This window comes from Streptomyces sp. NPDC040545, assembly GCF_055595065.1.
The window spans coordinates 1-18,618 of the sequence record NZ_JBVIWA010000016.1 but is presented as its reverse complement, the minus strand read 5'-3'; the positions used below and the strand labels follow the sequence as shown (position 1 = coordinate 18,618).

At 73.5% G+C, this 18,618-nt stretch carries 16 protein-coding genes, 1 rRNA gene and 1 pseudogene; 6 read left to right on the top strand and 12 right to left on the bottom strand.

Features of this window, described 5'->3' with window-relative positions; all coding sequences use genetic code 11:
• The first annotated feature begins 142 nt into the window (after positions 1-142).
• The 4 genes from ACZ573_RS26860 (at position 143) to ACZ573_RS26845 (ending at position 4,659) form a co-directional block, all read left to right on the top strand.
• Positions 143-1,525 carry an FAD-binding protein gene (locus ACZ573_RS26860; RefSeq protein ID WP_471308500.1) on the top strand — a complete coding sequence of 461 codons (1,383 nt, stop codon included), beginning with the start codon at positions 143-145 and terminating at the stop codon, positions 1,523-1,525.
• A 35-nt stretch (positions 1,526-1,560) separates the two neighbouring features.
• Entirely contained in the window at positions 1,561-3,186 is a 1,626-nt protein-coding gene (locus tag ACZ573_RS26855; protein WP_471308498.1) for a PucR family transcriptional regulator, read from the top strand.
• A gap of 127 nt (positions 3,187-3,313) precedes the next feature.
• Positions 3,314-3,820 carry a SigE family RNA polymerase sigma factor gene (locus tag ACZ573_RS26850; RefSeq protein ID WP_471308495.1) on the top strand — a complete coding sequence of 169 codons (507 nt, stop codon included), beginning with the start codon at positions 3,314-3,316 and terminating at the stop codon, positions 3,818-3,820.
• Positions 3,821-3,852: 32 nt separating this feature from the next.
• The gene (locus ACZ573_RS26845; RefSeq protein ID WP_471308492.1) at positions 3,853-4,659 is read left to right on the top strand and encodes a hypothetical protein; all 807 of its coding nucleotides are present in this window, start codon (positions 3,853-3,855) and stop codon (positions 4,657-4,659) included.
• Between the two features lie 26 nt (positions 4,660-4,685).
• Here ACZ573_RS26845 and ACZ573_RS26840 read toward each other — a convergent pair whose 3' ends face one another.
• The 5 genes from ACZ573_RS26840 to ACZ573_RS26820 all read right to left on the bottom strand — a co-directional run bounded on the left by ACZ573_RS26840 (position 4,686) and on the right by ACZ573_RS26820 (position 9,871).
• Positions 4,686-5,810 carry a glycosyltransferase family 4 protein gene (locus tag ACZ573_RS26840; protein WP_471308490.1) on the bottom strand — a complete coding sequence of 375 codons (1,125 nt, stop codon included), beginning with the start codon at positions 5,808-5,810 and terminating at the stop codon, positions 4,686-4,688.
• 195 nt (positions 5,811-6,005) lie between these two features.
• The gene (recN, locus tag ACZ573_RS26835; RefSeq protein WP_471308832.1) at positions 6,006-7,730 is read right to left on the bottom strand and encodes a DNA repair protein RecN; all 1,725 of its coding nucleotides are present in this window, start codon (positions 7,728-7,730) and stop codon (positions 6,006-6,008) included.
• A gap of 107 nt (positions 7,731-7,837) precedes the next feature.
• Positions 7,838-8,782 carry an NAD kinase gene (locus ACZ573_RS26830; RefSeq protein ID WP_471308486.1) on the bottom strand — a complete coding sequence of 315 codons (945 nt, stop codon included), beginning with the start codon at positions 8,780-8,782 and terminating at the stop codon, positions 7,838-7,840.
• Positions 8,779-9,594: a TlyA family RNA methyltransferase gene (locus ACZ573_RS26825; RefSeq protein WP_471308482.1), complete on the bottom strand. Its 816-nt coding sequence runs from the start codon at positions 9,592-9,594 to the stop codon at positions 8,779-8,781. Before ACZ573_RS26825 ends, ACZ573_RS26830 begins: the two co-directional genes overlap by 4 nt.
• Before the next feature lie 7 nt (positions 9,595-9,601).
• Complete coding sequence (locus tag ACZ573_RS26820) at positions 9,602-9,871, bottom strand: hypothetical protein (protein ID WP_471308479.1); 270 nt, start codon at positions 9,869-9,871, stop codon at positions 9,602-9,604.
• Between the two features lie 64 nt (positions 9,872-9,935).
• Here ACZ573_RS26820 and ACZ573_RS26815 point away from each other — a divergent pair, with 64 nt between their 5' ends.
• Positions 9,936-10,283, top strand: coding sequence for an SCP2 sterol-binding domain-containing protein (locus tag ACZ573_RS26815; RefSeq protein ID WP_471308476.1), 348 nt, complete (start codon positions 9,936-9,938; stop codon positions 10,281-10,283).
• 214 nt (positions 10,284-10,497) lie between these two features.
• Here ACZ573_RS26815 and ACZ573_RS26810 read toward each other — a convergent pair whose 3' ends face one another.
• The 4 genes from ACZ573_RS26810 to ACZ573_RS26795 all read right to left on the bottom strand — a co-directional run bounded on the left by ACZ573_RS26810 (position 10,498) and on the right by ACZ573_RS26795 (position 14,612).
• Positions 10,498-11,304, bottom strand: a complete 807-nt coding sequence (locus tag ACZ573_RS26810) for an ABC transporter ATP-binding protein (protein WP_161292528.1) — start codon at positions 11,302-11,304, stop codon at positions 10,498-10,500.
• A 20-nt stretch (positions 11,305-11,324) separates the two neighbouring features.
• Entirely contained in the window at positions 11,325-12,344 is a 1,020-nt protein-coding gene (locus ACZ573_RS26805; RefSeq protein WP_471308830.1) for a FecCD family ABC transporter permease, read from the bottom strand.
• 71 nt (positions 12,345-12,415) lie between these two features.
• Positions 12,416-13,483 carry a FecCD family ABC transporter permease gene (locus ACZ573_RS26800; RefSeq protein WP_471308474.1) on the bottom strand — a complete coding sequence of 356 codons (1,068 nt, stop codon included), beginning with the start codon at positions 13,481-13,483 and terminating at the stop codon, positions 12,416-12,418.
• Positions 13,484-13,532: 49 nt separating this feature from the next.
• Positions 13,533-14,612: an HAD-IIA family hydrolase gene (locus ACZ573_RS26795; protein WP_471308471.1), complete on the bottom strand. Its 1,080-nt coding sequence runs from the start codon at positions 14,610-14,612 to the stop codon at positions 13,533-13,535.
• An 87-nt stretch (positions 14,613-14,699) separates the two neighbouring features.
• Here ACZ573_RS26795 and ACZ573_RS26790 point away from each other — a divergent pair, with 87 nt between their 5' ends.
• Positions 14,700-15,971: a DUF1015 family protein gene (locus ACZ573_RS26790; protein ID WP_471308469.1), complete on the top strand. Its 1,272-nt coding sequence runs from the start codon at positions 14,700-14,702 to the stop codon at positions 15,969-15,971.
• An 81-nt stretch (positions 15,972-16,052) separates the two neighbouring features.
• On the opposite strand, the gene ACZ573_RS26785 is transcribed toward ACZ573_RS26790, so the two are convergent.
• The 3 genes and pseudogenes from ACZ573_RS26785 to rrf form a co-directional block, all read right to left on the bottom strand.
• Positions 16,053-16,865 carry a tetratricopeptide repeat protein gene (locus ACZ573_RS26785; protein ID WP_471308827.1) on the bottom strand — a complete coding sequence of 271 codons (813 nt, stop codon included), beginning with the start codon at positions 16,863-16,865 and terminating at the stop codon, positions 16,053-16,055.
• A gap of 312 nt (positions 16,866-17,177) precedes the next feature.
• Positions 17,178-18,359: pseudogene (locus tag ACZ573_RS26780) on the bottom strand (hypothetical protein); the annotation flags it as partial.
• 168 nt (positions 18,360-18,527) lie between these two features.
• Positions 18,528-18,618, bottom strand: a 5S ribosomal RNA gene (rrf, locus tag ACZ573_RS26775); the annotation flags it as partial.

The following is an 18,618-nucleotide window of genomic DNA, read 5'->3' as shown; positions in this document are numbered from 1 at the left end:
CGGGTGCGGGCGACTCGCCGGGGGCGCGTGGCCGGGCGCGGGCGACTCGCCCGGGGCGCGGATCTTCTCGCCGTGCCCCGGTGATCGTCCGCGCCTACCCTGGAAGGGTCCTATGCCCTCCCTCCGGTGGAAGGGGGCAGCCATGGCTCCCCTGTCGAAGGCGGGCGCGGCCCTGACCGCGCTCCGCGAGGATCTGTCCGGCGAGGTCTTCGCCCCGGAGGATCCGGGGTACGACGAGGCCCGGACCCTCTTCAACGCGATGATCGACCGCAGACCCGCCGTCATCGCCCAGTGCGAGAGCACGGCGGACGTGGTGACCTCCGTGCGGTTCGCGAGGGATCTGGACCTGAACGTCGCCGTGCGCGGCGGCGGGCACAGCGTGGCCGGGATGTCCCTCAACGACGGCGGCCTCGTCGTGGACCTGCGGCGGATGCACGAGGTGACGGTCCATCCGGCGGCCGGGGCCGCGCACATCGAGGGCGGGGCCACCATGAGCCACCTGGACCGGGCCTGCGAGCCGTACGGGCTGGCGACCACCGGCGGCCGGGCATCCACCACCGGCGTCGGCGGCTACGTCCTGGGCGGTGGCAGCGGCTGGCTGGACCGGAAGTTCGGCCTGGCCGTGGACAACCTGCTGGGCGTGGACCTGGTCACTGCCGAGGGCGAGCTGATCCACGCGACCGCGGAGGAGCACCCGGAGCTGTTCTGGGGGCTGCACGGCGGTGGCGGGAACTTCGGCGTCGCCACCTCGCTGACCCTGCGGCTGTACGAACTGCCCGCCATGTCGATCGCGTTCCTGCTGTACCTGCCGGAGCGCGGGCCCGAGGTGGTCCGCACCTACCGGGACGTCATCGAGGCCGCACCGCCCGAGGCCTCGGGCGCCGCGCTCTACCTCACCGGCCCGCCCGAGGAGTTCGTCCCGCCGCACCTGGTCGGCCGGCTGCTGGCCGGGGCGCTGCTGACGTACGCGGGCCCCGAGGACGAGATGCGGAAACTGGCCGAGCCGCTGCTGGCGATCCCCCACGAGTCGGAGATCGTCACGGCCATCCCGTACGCCGATCTCCAATGCATGATCGACGACCCGCCGGGCATGCGGAACTACTGGTCGGCCGAGTACCTCACCGGCTGTCCCGACGCGTTCGTGGACGTCTTCTGCGCCCGGGCCGAGGCCATGCCGGTACCGACCGGCACCCAGCACCTGGTCTTCCCGCAGGGCGGCGCCATCGCCTCCGGCCCGGCCGACTACCCGGTGCCGTACCGCGACGCGCCGTGGGCGGTGCACCCGTTCGGGATCTGGGAGGACGCGGCCGACGACGAGCGCTGCCGGCAGTGGGTCAAGGACGTCCGCGCCGACGCCCGGCCGTGGAGCACCGGCGCGGTCTACCTCAACTTCACCGGGGACGAGGGGGTGGAGCGGGTGGTCTCGGGCCTCGGCGGCGAGAACATGCAGCGGCTGGGCGCGCTGAAGCGGCAGTACGACCCGGACAACATCTTCCGCTTCAACCACAACATCCGGCCCGCCTGACGATGGGCACAGTTCTGCCGGTAGCGTCCCGCGATATGGAAAACCAGGGCGGGATCACGGTTCAGCGGGCACTGGAGCTGCCGGGGCTGCGCAGCGGACTGCCGGAGGTGGTGGCCTGCGCCGACCGCCTGGGGCGGACCGTCCGCTGGGTGCACGCGGGCGAGGTGCCGAACATCGCCTCGCTGCTCAAGGGCGGTGAGCTGCTGCTGACCACGGGTCTGGGCCTCGGCACCCGGCCGGCCGAGCAGCGTGCCTTCGTACGCCGCCTCGCGGACCGCGGGATCGCCGCGCTGGTGGTCGAACTGGGCCCGCGCTTCACCCGGCTGCCGGCGACCCTCGTGGAGACCGCCCGCTCGGCGGGTCTGCCCTTGGTCCAGCTCCACCGGGAGGTCCCCTTCGTGGCGGTCACGGAGGAGGTCCACACCGAGATCGTCAACCACCACTACGCCCTGCTCCAGCGGGCCGAAGAGGTCCACCGCCGCTGTACGGAGGCGCTGCTGGGCGGCGGGGGCATCCCGCAGGTCCTGCGGATCCTGGCCGACTTCACGGGGAACCCGGTCTTCCTGGAGACCCCCGACGGGCAGCTCCTGTACGCGGCCGGCAGCACGGCGGGGGACGCGGGCGCGGACCCGCTCCAGGTGTGGGAGGGCCTGCGGGGCCAGCGCGAGGCCGAACCCTCCACGAACACGGTGGTGGTCGACGTACCGGGCGGGGGCCACGGCACCGGCTCGGTCCGGGCCCGGGTCGTCCTGGTCGGTGTCTCGGCCCCGCTGCTCCCGGTGCACCGGATGGCGGCCGAACGCACGGCGGGCGTCCTGGCCGTCGTCCTGATGCAGGCGCGGCAGGAGGAGGAGCTGGCGGCGCGCGGCCGCGGCGACTTCCTGACGGACCTGGCGGAGGGCCGCATCTCGGCGGAGGACGCACCGGCGCAGGCCCGCGTCCTGGGCTTCAAGCCGGGCGGCGGTCCGCTGCTGCCGGTGGTGATGCGGCTGGCCTCCGACCTCGGCCCGTCCGGGAACTGGGCCGTCCTGGCCCGTGCGGTGCTGGAGGAGCTGTCGTCCGTCGGGGTCCCGGTCCTGCTGGGTGTCCGCCCGGTCGAGGGCCGGGTGCCGCTGCTGGTCTCCCTGCGCGCGGAGTCGGAGCGTGCGGCGGTGGCCGACCGGGTCTCGGCCGCGCTGCGGGCGGGCGTCGAGCGCGCGGGCCTGGACCGGGCCGACGCCCCGCCGGCCGTGGTCGTCGGCGTGGCGGGTGGCTGGGCGGCGGCCTCGGCGGGTCTGCGGCACGCCGCGGAGACCGCGACGGCGGCCCACGGCCTGCCGGCCCGCCCCTGGTACGACGCCCGCCGCCTGGACATCGACCTGCTGCTGTGGCGGCTGCGCGAACACCCCGATCTGGCCGCCTTCGTGGACCGCGCGATCGGGCCGCTGCGCACGCACGACACGACGTCGCGCCCGCCGCTGCTGCCGACGCTGGAGACGTACCTGGCCCACGCGGGCCGCAAGGCGGAGACGGCGCGCGAGCTCCATCTGAACCGGCAGACGCTCTACAACCGGCTGGCCCGCATCTCGGAACTCCTGGGCACGGACCTGGACGACCCCGAAACGGTGCTCTCCCTGAGCCTGGCCCTCCGCGCCCGCCGCCACGCCCCCACGCCTTCCTGACGCGCCGCTCGCACGGCTCGGAGTCCGGCCGGAAAGAAGGTGCCTCGGTCGCGCGACACCACGGGGTCTCACGTAGTCAGAAGGGTATGCACGGGGATCACAGGACAAGAGAACAGGCGGCGGCCGAGTGAAATCAGCACAGGAGGATGAGTATCTGGAGTTCGTGACCGCGAGGGCGAAGGCGCTGTACCGCTCGGCGTACGTGCTCGCGGCCGGCGACACGCATCTTGCCGAGGACCTGGTCCAGGAGACCCTCAGCCGGGTGTACGTGCACTGGAAGCGGGTGGCCGGTGCGGAGAACCCCGTGGCCTATGCCCAGACGGTTCTGGTCCGCACCTTCCTCAGCCTGCGGCGGCGGCGGAGCACCGGCGAGCGCCCCCTCGGGAACATGCCCGACAGTGCGACGTCCGGCCCGGACACCGCGCTGCGGCTCGCCCTGCTGGACGCGCTCGGCCAACTTCCGCCCCGCGACCGGGCCGTGCTGCTGCTGCGCTACTGGGAGGACCGCAGCATCGAGGAGACCGCCCGGATGCTCAGGCTGAGCAGCAGCGCGGTCCGCTCCCAGGGCACCCGGGCACTCGGCAGGCTGCGCTTGCTGCTCGGCGACAGCCTGTCCGACCTGGTTCCGCACTGAGCACCCGTCAACGCAGAAAAGGTGACGCCAGCATGCCGTTCGAAACAGACCTCGCCCATGCCTTGGACCGCACGACCGACTCCCTCGAACCCGATCTCACCGCCCTCCTAGGCGGGGCCGTCGAGCGCGGACGCAGCCGTCGGCGCCGACGCGGCGCCGCCCTCGTCGTCGCCGGGGTCGGCGCCTGCACAGTGATGACCGTGGCCGGCCTGGTGATCCCCGGCGCGCTCGCCGGGACCCGCCCCGCAGGATCCGGCATCGAGACGGTGGCGCTGGCGATGCCCCGTTCCGCGGTCACCGGTACCCAGATGGTCGATGCGCTGAAGGCCACGCTCCCCGGGGGCACGTTCAGCGAGACGGCCGGGCAGAGCAACAACCCCTCGGATCCGTCCGGCGGGTACGTCGCCAACGGGCGGCTCCTCGTCGACGACGGGCACGGAGCGGCCATGGTCGGTGTCTCGGCCGTGCGGCTGAAACTGCCGCTCAGGGACGGCGACGGGTTGAGCTGCGCGCGTACGCCCGCCCGTGCCGAAGGTGACACCTGCACGCTGAGCGAGCTGCCGAGCAGTGCCGCGGTTCCCGGCGGGGCCGTGGTGATGTCGGAGCGGAACGCGGCCGAGCACCCGGCCCGTGCCGGCACCGCCCACCGCTGGACGGTGACGGTGACCTTGAAGTCGACCGGCGCCCAGCTGCAGATGGTGCAGTGGAACAGCACCGGCGGCGGCAGCGGCGCGGACACACCGAAGCCGACCCGGGCGGCTCCCCCGCTCTCCGAACAGCAGGTGGTGACCGCACTCACCGGCGCCACCTGGGCGCCGATCCTCGGCGCCGTCGGCTGAGGCGACCCACATCCCCAAGACACCCCCTAACGGCGGGTGCGTTCCATCAGTTCGTCGTAGACGGACAGGACCTGCGCCACCGTGTCGTCCTCCGACGGCCACGTCGCGGCCTGGACGCGCCCGGCGGCCACCAGGGCCGCCCGGCGGTCCGGGTCGGCCAGCAGGCCGGTCACGGCCGAGGCGAGCGGCCCGGCCTCGCCCGGCGGGACCAGTACCGCGCCCTCCCCCACCAGCTCCGGGACACCGCCCACCGTCGTGGCGACCAGCGGCACGCCGACCCGCAGCGCCTCCTGCGCCAGCAGCGCCCGCGCCTCCCACCGACTGGGCAGCACCGCCAGGTCCGCCGCCGCCAGCAGCTGCGCCGCGTCCCGGCGGCGCCCCAGCAGCCGTACCGGGAGGCCTTCCGCCTCGATCCGCCGGGAGAGCTCCGCCCGTAGCGGCCCCTCCCCCGCGATCACCAGCAGCGGCGCCGGGTCCAGGCCGCGCCACTCTCGTGCCGCGTCGAGCAGTACGGAGTACCCGCGGTGCGGCACCAGGCTGCCGACGGCGATCAGCAGCGGCCGTTCCACCGCGCCGAGTTCGGCGCGCACCTTGCCGGGGTCGGCCGCCGTCTCCGGTCCCGCCCGGCCCGCCGGGACCGCCACCGGGGCCAGCCGCGCGTCCCTGGCGCCCCGCAGCCGCGCGGCGTCCACCTGGTCCGAGGAGGCCCCGAGCACCACCGCCGCGGCCCGCGCGACGTGCCGTTCCAGCAGCCGGCCCAGCCGCCCGAGCGCGCCGGCCGCCGTGGGGCCCTCGCCGTGCCAGCTCACCACCAGAGGCACCCGGCGCCCCCGTATGGCCAGCGCGGCGCGCATCCCGGCGCGCACGCCGTGCGCGTGCACGAGGTCCGCACCGGCGCAGGCGGCCCGCAGCACGCTGACCGCGTCGGGCGCGAACTGCGCCCCGGCGCCGGTGAAGTCGTACTCCCCCTCCGCCTGGACGGGCGCGCACACCGTGACCCGTACCCCGCGCGCGGCGAGGCCGGTCGCGAGGGACCGTACGTGCGCGCTGCTGCCCGCGCCCGCACCGCCGCCGAGTACTTGCACGGTGCGCAGCGGCGGCCGGCCGTAGGGCTGGGCCGGGAAGGGGGTGGAGACCGGGGAGCTGCTCACGGGCCGAAGCTCCAGGGTGAGGGAGTCAGAGAACGCCAAGGATGCCAGTCCGCACGCGCGTTCCGGGACCATACGGGTGTGGATCCCGTACGAGATACGGCTGGACGCGCCTCAGGCTCACCCACACGGACTATCCTCGGACGGCGAAGGGCCCGGAACGCCGCGCGCTCCGGGCTCTTCACACCGTGTGTCATCTCAGGCGTCCGCGCGCGCCGCCGCCAGCAGTTCCTCGGCGTGCGCCCGCGCCGAGACGGAGTCCTCGTGGCCGGCCAGCATGCGCGACAGCTCGCGGATCCGGTCCTCGCCCTCCAGGACGGTGACCCCGCTGCGGGTGACCGATCCGTCGTTGGTCTTCTCGACGAGCAGCTGCCGGTCCGCGAAGGCCGCCACCTGCGGCAGGTGCGTGACGACCACGACCTGCGCCGACTTGGCCAGCTTCGCCAGCCGCCGGCCCACCTCGACGGCCGCCTTGCCGCCGACGCCCGCGTCGACCTCGTCGAAGAGGTAGGTGGGCACCGGGTCGGAGCCCGCGAAAACGACCTCGACGGCCAGCATCACCCGGGACAGCTCACCGCCCGAGGCGCCCTTGGCGATCGGCCGCGGCTGGGCGCCGGGGTGCGGGGCCAGCAGCAGCTCGACCTCGTCCGCGCCCGAAGGGCCGCAGGCGACCGGGCGGCCGTCCACGTCCACTCCTTCGGGGTCCTCCACCTGCCGGATGTCGATGGTCACCCGTGCGTGCGGCATCGCCAGCGAGGCCAGCTCGGCCGTCACGGCGGAGGCGAACCGACTGGCCGCCTCCACCCGGGCGTCCGTCAACGCCTGTGCCAGCAGGGACAGTTCACCGCGCAGTCCGTCGCGCTCGGCGGTCAGTTCCGTGATCCGCTCGTCGTCGCCGTCCAGTTCCAGCAGCCGCGCCGCGCCCTGTTCGGCCCACTCCAGCACGGCGTCCACGGTGCCCGCGGAGCCGTACTTGCGGGTGAGCTGCGTCAGAGCGGCCCGCCGCTCCTCCACCGCGGCCAGCCGCAGCGGATCGGCGTCCAGGTCATCCGCGTAGCCCGCCAGTTCCCCGGCCACGTCGGACAGCAGGATGCCCATTTCGCCGATCCGCTCGGCGAGCGCGCCGAGGGCCGGGTCGTGGGACCGTACGGATTCCAGCGCCCGGTGGGCGCCGGCGACGAGCATGTTCGCGTCGATGGCCTCCGGGTCCTCGGGGTTGCCCGCGAGCGCGGCGTGCGCCAGCTGCGCCGCCGAGGACAGTGATTCGGCGTGCCCGAGCCGCTCCGCCTCGGCGGCGAGTTCGGTGTCCTCGCCGGCCACCGGTTCCACGGCCGCGATCTCGTCCAGCCCGAAGCGCAGCAGGTCCGCCTCCTGGGCCCGTTCCCGGGCCCGGGTGGTGATCTCCTCCAGCTCGACGGCGACGGCGCGGAGCCTGCGGTAGGCCGCGCCGTACTTCTCCAGCGGGACGGCGACGGCGTCCCCGGCGTACCGGTCGAGCGCCTGCCGCTGCCGGGCGGGGCGCAGCAGCCCCTGCTGGTCGGTCTGCCCGTGTACGGCGACCAGGTCGTCGGCGAGCTCGGCGAGCAGGCCGACGGGCACGGAGCGGCCGCCGACATGGGCGCGCGAGCGTCCCTCGGCGGACACGGTCCGGCTGATCAGCAGGGCGCCGTCGTCGAGCTCGGCCCCGGCCTCCTCGGCGCGTACGGCGGCGGGGGCGTCGGGGCGCATGACGATGCGGCCCTCGACCACCGCGGCCTTGGCCCCGATCCGTACCAGGGCCGGGTCGGCGCGACCGCCGAGCAGCAGCCCGAGGCTGGTGACGACCATCGTCTTGCCCGCGCCGGTCTCGCCGGTCACCGCGGTGAATCCGGGCGACAGCTCGACCACCGCGTCGTCGATGACCCCGAGCGACCGTATCCGCATCTCCTCAAGCACGGGACGACGATACCGAGGTTTCATGGGTGCCATGTGACGTCACCCGCTCCAAGTTGTTCGAACGGATGTGCTATTAGAGACGTGTGAGCTGCGCCTCAGTGCGGCGCCCCGCGCCAACCCGACACCGGCAGCGCGAACTTGGCGACGAGCCGGTCCGTGAAGGACGCGTGGTGCAGCCGCGCGAGCCGCACCGGAACCGCCCCACGCCGCACCTCGACCCGTGCCCCGGCGGGCAGATCCAGCATGCGCCGCCCGTCGCACCACAGCACTCCGTGCGGGGTGCCGTTCTGCACCTCGACCGCCAGCACCGAGGTCGGCGAGGTCACCAGCGGCTTCGCGAACAGCGCGTGCGCGCTGATCGGCACCAGCAGCAGCGCCTCCACCTCCGGCCAGACCACCGGCCCGCCCGCGGAGAACGCGTAGGCCGTGGAGCCCGTCGGAGTCGCGCAGACGATCCCGTCACAGCCGAAGCCGGTCACCGGGCGCCCGTCGATCTCCAGGACCACCTCCAGCATCCGCTCGGGGGACACCTTCTGGACCGCGGCCTCGTTCAGCGCCCAGTCCCGGTGGACCACATCGCCGTTCGTACGCACTATCACGTCGAGCGTCATCCGCTCCTCGACCTCGTACGAGCGCGTCACCACCCGGTCCACGACCTTGTCCAGGTCGTCGCGCTCGGCCTCGGCGAGGAACCCCACCCGGCCCAGGTTGACGCCCAGCATCGGCACCCCCGAGGCGCGCGCGAACTCCGCGCCCCGCAGCAGGGTCCCGTCCCCGCCGAGGACGATGAGCAGCTCACACCCGTCGAGCGCCCCCGGGGTGGACTCGGTGACCAGCTCCACCTCGGGGGGCAGCGGCAGGTCCACCGCCTCGTGCTCCATGACGCGTACGCCCAGCCCGCATCTCAGCAGACCCTGCACGACCAGCTCGGCACTGCGGATGGCCGCAGGCCGCCCGGTGTGCGCGAGCAGGAAGACCGTCCGCCCTTCCCCCGAAATCCGTGAACCCGCTGCACCTGCTGAACCCGCTGAATCTGTCACTGCGGCCCCTCCGCCACTGCACGGTCAACATCCGCCGGGTCGAGGGCCGGTGCCCCCGCCCGCAGCCACAGAAAGTACTCGACGTTCCCCGACGGCCCCGGCAGCGGACTCGCCGCCACACCGAGAACACCCAGCCCCAGCTTGGCCGCCTGCGCCGCGACTTCGCGTACGGCCTCGGCCCTCAGCTCCGGGCTGCGCACCACGCCGCCGCTGCCCAGCCGGTCCTTGCCGACCTCGAACTGCGGCTTGACCATCAGCACCAGGTCCGCGTCCGGCGCGCAGCAGCGCACCAGCGCCGGCAGCACCAGACCGATGGAAATGAACGACAGGTCACCGACGACCAGGTCGACCGGGACCCCGTCGAGCTGCTCCACCGTCAGCTCGCGCACGTTCGTACGGTCCTTGACCGTGACCCGGTCATCGCTCTGCAGCGACCAGGCCAGCTGCCCGTAGCCGACGTCCACGGCCATCACGTGGGCCACGCCCGAGCGCAGCAGCACGTCGGTGAATCCGCCCGTGGAGGCGCCGGCGTCCAGCGCGCGGCGGCCCTCGACGGCCAGCCCCTGCGGCTGGAAGGCCGCCAGCGCGCCGGCCAGCTTGTGGCCACCCCGGGAGACGTATTCGGGGTCGCTGTCGTCCTTGCGGACCACCAGGGCCGCGCTGGTCTCGACCTGGGTGGCCGCCTTGGTCGCGGTGGTGCCGCCCACGGTCACCCGGCCCGCGGCGATCAGCTGCGCGGCGTGCTCGCGCGAGCGGGCCATGCTGCGGCGTACCAGTTCGGCGTCCAGGCGGCGGCGTGCCACTCCTGCCACGTTCGGTTCAGCTCCTGTTTTCGTACGGTCCGGGGACGGGCGGTGCGTCCAGCGCGGTCAGCGCCTCGCGCAGGCCCCGGTGGACATCCTCGTACACCTCGACGTGTCCGTCCGCCGCGAGGTGGTCCGCGTCCGCCAGCCGCGCCAGGTGCGCGTCCACGCCGGCGTGGCCGGTGGGCGCGCGTACGACGCCCAGCGCCGCGGGCCCGGCGGGCTCGACGGGCTCGACGGGCTCGGCGGCGGCTTCGACCCGGGGGTCGGCGGCTTCGTCGGTCATGCCCCGACGCTACCTCGAAGCGCCCCGCGACCACGCATGGCTCTGCGGTACGGTCGTGATCACGATGGCTACGATCCAGGAGTGCCGCGAAGCACTCGACAACCTCTCCGGCAATCTCGCGCGGGCCGACGACGGCGTACGCGGCGCGGCCGCGTTCGACCGCTCCCTGAGCTGCCACATCACCGACCTGGACCAGACGTTCACGGGCCGCCTCGACGCGGGCCGGATCCGGGTGGACGCGGTCGCCCCGGGCCCGCCCGCGGCGAAGGCCGAGATCCGGCTCGCGATGACGGGCGACGACCTCGTGGCGCTGGTCGCGGGCGAGCTGAAGTTCGCGAAGGCCTGGGCCTCGGGCCGCGTCAGACTGGAGGCCGGCTTCCGCGACCTCCTCCGCCTCAAGACGCTGCTCTAGCCTCCTCCAGCCCCGCCCCGACCCCTTCCACCCCCGCCGGTCCCCTCCAGCCCCGCCGGCCTCCTCTTCCAGCCCCGCCGGCGTTTGAGGCGCGGGGTCTGGGGCGGAGCCCCGGTCTTCCAGCCCCGCCGGCGTTTGAGGCGCGGGGGTCCGGGGGCGGCGCCCCCGGCAACGGCGCCGCACCCGCGTCCGGCGCCGCCCGCCCGGCCGGGGACTACTCCGCCCGGGCCACCGCACGGGCCTTGCGCGCCGCCGGAACCACCAGCGGCGTCCCCGTCTCCGGATCCGGGATCACCTGGCAGCGCAGCCCGAACACCTTCTCCACGAGCTCCGCCGTCACCACCTCGGCCGGCGGCCCCTCCGCGACGACCTTCCCGCCCCGCATCGCGATCAGGTGCGTGGCGTACCGGGCCGCGTGGTTCAGGTCGTGCAGCACCGCCACCAGCGTCCGCCCCTGCGTCTCGTGCAGCTCCGCGCACAGGTCCAGCACGTCGATCTGGTGCTGGATGTCCAGGTACGTCGTCGGCTCGTCGAGCAGCAGCAGCGGCGTCTGCTGGGCCAGCGCCATCGCGATCCACACGCGCTGCCGCTGCCCGCCCGACAGCTCGTCCACGGCCCGGTCGGCGAGCTCGGCGACCCCGGTCGACGCCATCGACTCGTTCACGATCCGCTCGTCCTCGGCCGACCACTGCCGCAGCAGCCCCTGGTGCGGGTACCGGCCGCGCGAGACCAGGTCGGCCACCGTGATGCCGTCGGGCGCGATCGAGGACTGCGGGAGCAGGCCCAGGGTCTTGGCGACCTTCTTCGCGGGCATCGACCCGATGGCCTGCCCGTCCAGCAGCACCCGCCCGGTGGACGGCTTCAGCATTCGCGACAGGGCCCGCAGCAGCGTGGACTTGCCGCAGGCGTTGGGGCCGACGATCACCGTGAAGGAGTTGTCGGGGATCTCCACCGACAGGTTCTCGGCGATGACCCGCTGGTCGTAGCCGAGGGTCACGTTCTCCGCGGTCAGCCGCTGCACTTGCGTACTCCTCATCAGGTTCATATACGTCCCGCCTTGCGCTCGGTGACGAGCAGCCAGAGCAGGTAGACACCGCCGACGAGGCCGGTCACCACACCCACCGGCAGCTGGTCGGCGCCGAAGGCCCGCTGCGAGGCCCAGTCGGACACCATCAGCAGCACCGAGCCCATCAGGGCGGCGCTCACCAGGTTCCCGCCGGGCGAGCGGGTCAGCCGCCGGGCCAGCTGCGGCGCGGCCAGCGCGACGAAGCTGATGGGCCCGGCCGCCGCGCTCGCCGCGGTGGTGAGCAGGATCGCCGCGAGCATCAGCAGCAGCCGCGTCCGCTCCACCCGCACCCCGAGCGCGTACGCGGCGTCGTCGCCCATCTCCATCATCCGCAGGGCCCGGCCCTGCCCGAGGACCAGCGGGAAGAGCACCGCGCACACCGCGAGCAGCGGCCACACCTGCGCCCAGTCCCGGCCGGCCAGCGAGCCCGTCAGCCAGACCATGGCGCGGGTGGCCTCGAACAGCTGGGCCTTCGTGATCAGGTACTGGATCACGGCGATCAGGATGGCGGAGGCTCCGATGCCGACCAGCACCAGCCGGTAGCCCTGGATGCCCTGCTTGTAGGCGAGCAGGTAGACGAGGACTCCGGCCAGCAGACCACCGGCCAGCGCTCCGACGGCCACCTCGGTGGCGCCGCCCTTGAACAGGACGATGACGACGAGCGCGCCGACCGCCGAGCCGTAGCCGAAGCCGAGCATGTCCGGGGAGCCCAGCGGGTTGCGGGAGACCGACTGGAAGACGGCTCCGGAGATCCCGAGCGCCGCGCCGACGAGCAGCGCGACCAGGGCCCGCGGCAACCGCAGGTCGTTGACGATGAAGTCGGTGGCGGGGGTGCCGTTGCCGAGCAGGGTCTGCACGACGTCCCACGGCGCGATCTCGAAGTCGCCGGTGCCGATGAGCACGACGGACATCGCGAGCGCCACGAGGGTCAGCAGGACCCCCACGGCCAGGGCGCGCCGCTCGACGCGCAACGAGACCCCGCCGGGCAGGCGCATCGGACGGAGGCCGGACCTGCGGCCCTTGCGGGGGGTGTCGGTCACGGTCGTGGGCGCGGACGCGGTCGCGGTCACAGCTGGGCCATCCTCTTGCGCCGAACCAGGTAGATGAAGACCGGACCGCCGATGAGCGCGGTCACGACGCCGACCTGCAGCTCGGCGGGCCGGGTGACGACACGGCCGACGATGTCGGATCCGAGCAGCAGCGCCGGCGCCAGGACGGCCGAGTACGCGAGCACCCAGCGCATGTCAGGACCGGTGAAGGCCCGCACCAGGTGCGGGACCATCAGCCCGATGAACACGATGGGACCGCACGCGGCGGTCGCCGCACCGCACAGCAGGGTGATGGCGACCATGGCGCCGATCCGGGTCCGCGTCAGGTGGGCGCCGAGCGCCCGCGCCGTGTCGTCGCCCATCGCCATCGCGTTGAGCGGCCGGCCCAGCACCAGCGCGAGCACCGCGCCGACGAGCAGGAAGGGGGCCACCTGCCGGACGGTGTCCATGTTGGCCGAGGCCAGCGAACCCACCGTCCAGAAGCGCAGCTTGTCCAGCGCCTTGCTGTCCATCAGCTGCACGGCGTTGATGTAGCCGACGAGCGCCGCGCTGGCCGCCGTACCGGCGAGCGCGAGGCGCACCGGGGTCGCACTGCGGCTGCCGCCGAGCACGTACACGAGGACCGAGACGAAGGCGGCGCCGAGGAAGGCCCACCACACGAACTCGCTCAGCGAAGTCGCGCCGAAGAAGCTGATCGCGGAGACCACGGCGGCCGCGGCACCCGCGTTGACGCCGAGGATGCCGGGCTCGGCCAGCGGGTTACGGGTCAACGCCTGCATCACGGCACCGGACAGGCCGAGTCCGAGCCCGACCATCAGCCCGAGCAGGGTGCGCGGGATCCGCAGATCCCGCACCACCACGTCGGAGGGCGTACCCGCGTAGGCGAACAGGCCGTGCCAGACCTCGTCCAGGGACATCTGCTTGGCGCCCACGGCGATGCTCACGACGGCGATCAGTGCCAGCACCGCGAGAGCGGCGAGCAGACCGGCGGCGCGCGCGGCATGGCGCGGGCGGGCTACGGCGGCGCCGGCGCCCTCTTGGGGCGCCGCGCTCCGTTCGGGTTCAGGGGGGCTCTCGACCAACACGCAGGTTAGGCTAACCTACCTTCCACACGGGCGGATCCCCCGGAGGACCCTAAAGACCCAGCCTGGCCAGCGCCTTCGCCATATCCAGCGTGCAGGCCCCGTCCCCGGCCACCGTCCAGGCCGCCGCGCACAGCGCCCGCAGCGCGTCGAGCGGATCCCCGCCTTCCCCGCCCTGCCCGGCCTCTCCGCCCTCCCCGCCCTCTCCGGCCTCTCGCAGTTCCAGCACGCCGCCATTCGTCGCGACCGCCGTCCAGCCTCCGCAGCGGAAACCCTCCGCGCACGGCTCCACTTCGGGCTGCCCGGTCAGCAACCCCCGCAGATCCCGGTCCACATAGGTCGGGCGGTGCCTGGGCTCGGCCCGCAGCAGCTGCTCCGCGTCCGTGACCCCGGTCAGCACCAGCAGCGAGTCCACCTCCCCGTTGAAGGCGCCCTCGATGTCGGTGTCCAGCCGGTCCCCCACCACCAGCGGCCGCTCCGCCCCGGTACGCAGCACCGTCTCCCGGTGCATCGGGGGCAGCGGCTTGCCCGCCACCTGCGGCTCCGCGCCCGTGGCGATCCGTACGACCTCCACCGCGGCCCCGTTGCCCGGCGCGATGCCCCGCGCCCCCGGAATCGTCAGGTCGGTGTTCGACGCGAACCACGGCACCCCGCGGTTGATCGCGTACGAGGCCTCCGCGAACCGCCCCCACGGCAGGTCGGGACCCCCGTACCCCTGGACGACCGCCGCGAGCCCCTCCTCCTCGGCCGACTCCACCGGCACCAGCCCCCGCTCGCGCAGCGCGACCCGCAGCCCGTCCCCGCCGATCACCAGAACCTTCGACCCCGGAGCCACCTGCTCCGCGATCAGCCGGGCCACCGCCTGCGCCGAGGTGATCACCTCCGCCGCCTCCGTCGGAATGCCCAGCTCGCCCAGGTGCTCCGCGACCGCGTCCGGCGTCCGCAGCGCGTTGTTCGTGACGTACGCGAGGTGCATCCCGTCCGCCCGTGCCGCGGCGAGGGACTCCACGGCGTACGCGATGGCCTCGCCGCCCGCATACACCACCCCGTCCAGATCCAGCAGTGCGGTGTCGTACGCCTGGTGCAGACTCTGCTCACTCGCCGCGGGGCTGGTCCTGTTCTGCCGGGTCATCCTGTCCGCTCCTCATGAGATCGACCTTGTCCGATTCCGTACTCCCCCGATCATCCCGCATGGCGAGACGCGTCTTACCATGCACCAATGACCACATCTGGTACCGCGGAGCATGGGCTGCGCCTGATCCCGTTTCATGGCCTGCGCTACGTCCCCGAGCGTGTCGGCAGCCTCGCCGCCGTCACCTCGCCGCCGTACGACGTGGTCGTGCGCCCCGACGGAGTCGACCACCTCGAATCCGCCGACCCGCACAACATCGTCCGCCTGATCCTGCCGCAGGCGGGCACCCCGGCCGCGCGCAACGAGCAGGCCGCCCGCACCCTGCACGACTGGCTCGCCGAGGGCATCCTCAGCGCCGATCCCGAGCCCGCGCTCTACGTGTACGAGCAGCGCCGGGCCGGCCTGCTCCAGCGCGGTCTCATCGGCGCCCTCGCCCTGTCCGCCGCCGACGCCGGCATCGTCCTGCCCCATGAGGACGTCATGCCGGACGTGGTCACCGACCGGGCCGGCCTGATGCGGGCCACCTCCGCCAACCTCGAACCCCTCCTGCTCACCTACCGGGGCGACGACCCGGGCGCGGGAGCGGCCGCGGTCGTCGAACGGACCGCCCAGCTCGCCCCCCTCCTGTCGACCACCACCGAGGACGGCTTCCAGCACCGCCTGTGGGCCATCACGGATCCGGCCGAACTCGCCACCGTGATGGCGGACCTCAGCCACCGCCAGGCCCTCATCGCCGACGGCCACCACCGCTGGGCGACGTACCTGCGCCTCCAGGAGGAGCACGGCTCTCCCACCGCCTGGGACTTCGGCCTGGTCCTGCTCGTGGACACCGCCCGCTATCCGCTCCAGGTCCGCGCCATCCACCGGATGCTGCGCCGCCTCCCGGTGCCGGACGCCCTCGCGGCCCTCGACGGCCACTTCCGCGTCCGCCCGGTCGACGGACCGCTCCCGCTGGCCCTGGACACCCTCGCGGACGCCTCGGAACGCGGCAACGCCTTCCTGATCGCCGGCGACGGCGCCTTCCACCTGGTCACCGACCCTGACCTGGCGCTCCTCGACACCACGGTCCGCCACGACCGCCCGGAGGCCTGGCGCCGGCTGGACGCCACCGTCCTGCACGCGACCCTGCTCGACGCCCTCTGGCACATCCCGGACGCCCCGGACCAGATCACGTACATCCACGACGCCGCGTCCACGGTGGCCATGGCCGAGCGGCACGGCGGCACGGCGGTCCTGCTGCATCCCGTACGCGAGGAAGTCGTGCGGGACCTGGCCCGCCAGGGCGTCACCATGCCCCGCAAGTCCACGTCCTTCGGACCGAAACCGGCCACCGGCCTGGTCCTGCGCGGCCTCGGCTGACCGCTTCCGGACATGAACTTCCGGACATGAAGAAGGGCGGTACCCCGACCGGGGTACCGCCCTTCTTCATGTCACCGTGCCTCAGGCCTTGTCGCCCTCGACGTCGGCGTCCGCCTCGGACTGCTCCAGCGGCTCGTACTCCTCGTCGTCCTCGTCGTAGTACTCGGCGACGTCGGAGGCGCGCTCGGCCGCGGCGATCTCCGCCGCGTCCTCGCCCTCGTCGTCATCCTCGTCCTCGTCCTCGACGACGTCGGACAGGTCGACCGAGGCGTCGACGAACTCGACACCGTCGAGCTCGGCCAGACGGTCGGAGGCGTCGGTGGCCCCGTCCTTGTCGGCCTCGAGGGTCTTGCCGAACCACTCGCGCGCCTCGTCCTCACGACCGGCCGCCAGCAGGGCGTCGGCGTAGGCGTACCGCAGGCGCGCGGTCCAGGGCTGGACCGAGCTGGAGGCCAGCTCCGGGCTCTGCAGGGTCACGATGGCCGCTTCGAGCTGGCCCTGGTCCCGCCGGGCACCGGCCGCGACCAGACGCATCTCGACCTGACCGGCCTTGTCCAGCTTCTGCACCTCGGGCTCGCCGGCCATGGCCAGCGCCCGCTCCGGACGGCCGAGGCCGCGCTCGCAGTCGGCCATGACGGGCCACAGGTCGACCGAACCGGTCATGCGCTTGGCGGCGCGGAACTCCGCGAGGGCCTCGCTGTACTTCTGCGTGGCGTACGCGGCGAAGCCGGCGGCCTCGCGGACAGCGGCGACGCGGGAGGCCAGCCGCAGGGCGATGCGCGAGTACGCGTACGCCTGCTCGGGCTCGTCGTCGATCAGCCGCGCGACCATGACGAGGTTCTTGGACACCTCTTCGGCCAGGCCCTTGGGCAGGCTCAGCAGCTCCTGGCGCACATCGGCGTCGATCTCGAGGCCGGTGACGTCCTCGTCGATCGGAAGCCGCTTGACCGGGTCGCGGTCGGAGCGGTATTCGCGGTCGCCGCCGCGGTCATCGCGACCACGGTAGCCACCACGGTCACCACCGCGATCGTCGCGGCCACCACGGAACCCGCCACGGTCGCCACCGCGGTCGTCACGACGGGGGTAGGACGGGCGGTCGCCGCCACGGTCGTCGCGGCCGCCACGGAACCCACCACGGTCGTCATCGCGACGGGGGTACGAGGGACGGTCGCCACCGCGGTCGTCGCGGCGGAAGCCGCCGCCACCGCCACCGCCGGCGGGACGGCCACCACGGTCGTCCTCACGACGGGGGTACGACGGACGGTCGCCGCCACGGTCGTCGCGGCCGCCACGGAACCCACCACGGTCATCGTCACGACGGGGGTACGAGGGACGGTCGCTGCCACGGTCGTCACGACGGGGGTACGACGGACGGTCGCCACCGCGGTCGTCACGGCGGAAACCGCCGCCGCCACCGGTGGGACGGCCACCACGGTCGTCCTCGCGGCGCGGGTAGGACGGACGGTCGCCACCGCGGTCGTCGCGACGGGGGTAGGACGGGCGGTCGCCGCCACGGTCGTCACGACCGCCACGGAAGCCACCACGGTCGTCATCGCGACGAGGGTACGAGGGACGGTCGCTGCCACGGTCGTCACGACGGGGGTACGACGGACGGTCGCCACCGCGGTCGTCACGGCGGAAGCCACCGCCGCCACCGGAGGGACGCCCACCACGGTCGTCCTCACGGCGCGGGTACGACGGACGGTCGCCACCGCGGTCGTCACGGCGGAAACCGCCGCCGCCACCGGAGGGACGCCCACCACGGTCGTCCTCACGGCGCGGGTACGACGGACGGTCCCCGCCACGGTCATCACGACGGGGGTAGGACGGGCGGTCGCCGCCACGGTCGTCACGACCGCCACGGAAGCCACCACGGTCATCGTCACGACGGGGGTACGACGGACGGTCGCTGCCACCACGGTCATCGCGACGCGGGTAGGACGGACGGTCGCCACCGCGGTCGTCACGACGGAAGCCACCGCCGCCACCGGAGGGACGCCCACCACGGTCATCGTCACGGCGCGGGTACGACGGACGGTCGCTGCCACGGTCATCGCGACGCGGGAAGCTGGGACGGTCGCCACCGCGGTCGTCGCGACGGAAACCGCCGCCACCGGCACCGCCGGAGGGACGGCCACCACGGTCGTCCTCACGACGCGGGTAGGACGGACGGTCGCCACCACGGTCGTCACGACGGAAACCGCCGCCGCCACCGCCGGCCGGGCGACCACCGCGGTCATCGCGACGGAAGCCGCCACCGCTACTGGACGGTCGGCCACTGGCACCACGGTCGTCACGACGGAACGCGGGGCGGTCGCCACCACGGTCGTCACGGCCCCCGCGGTAGCCGCCCCTGTCACCGCCGTCGTTGCGCCGAGGCTCGCGCTCCGGACGATCGTCGGGAGAGTTGGACATGGGTGTGACTCCTGTCTTCGGGGTACCGCTAGTCATTCTCGCGCAACCAACCCATGGCCGCGCTTCGGCGTAAAGAGGTAAAAACAAAAAAGGACCCTTGGTCCAGCGTTGAACGCTGGACCAAGGGTCCTTTGAAAGATTGTTCGGCGGCGTCCTACTCTCCCACAGGGTCCCCCCTGCAGTACCATCGGCGCTGAAAGGCTTAGCTTCCGGGTTCGGAATGTAACCGGGC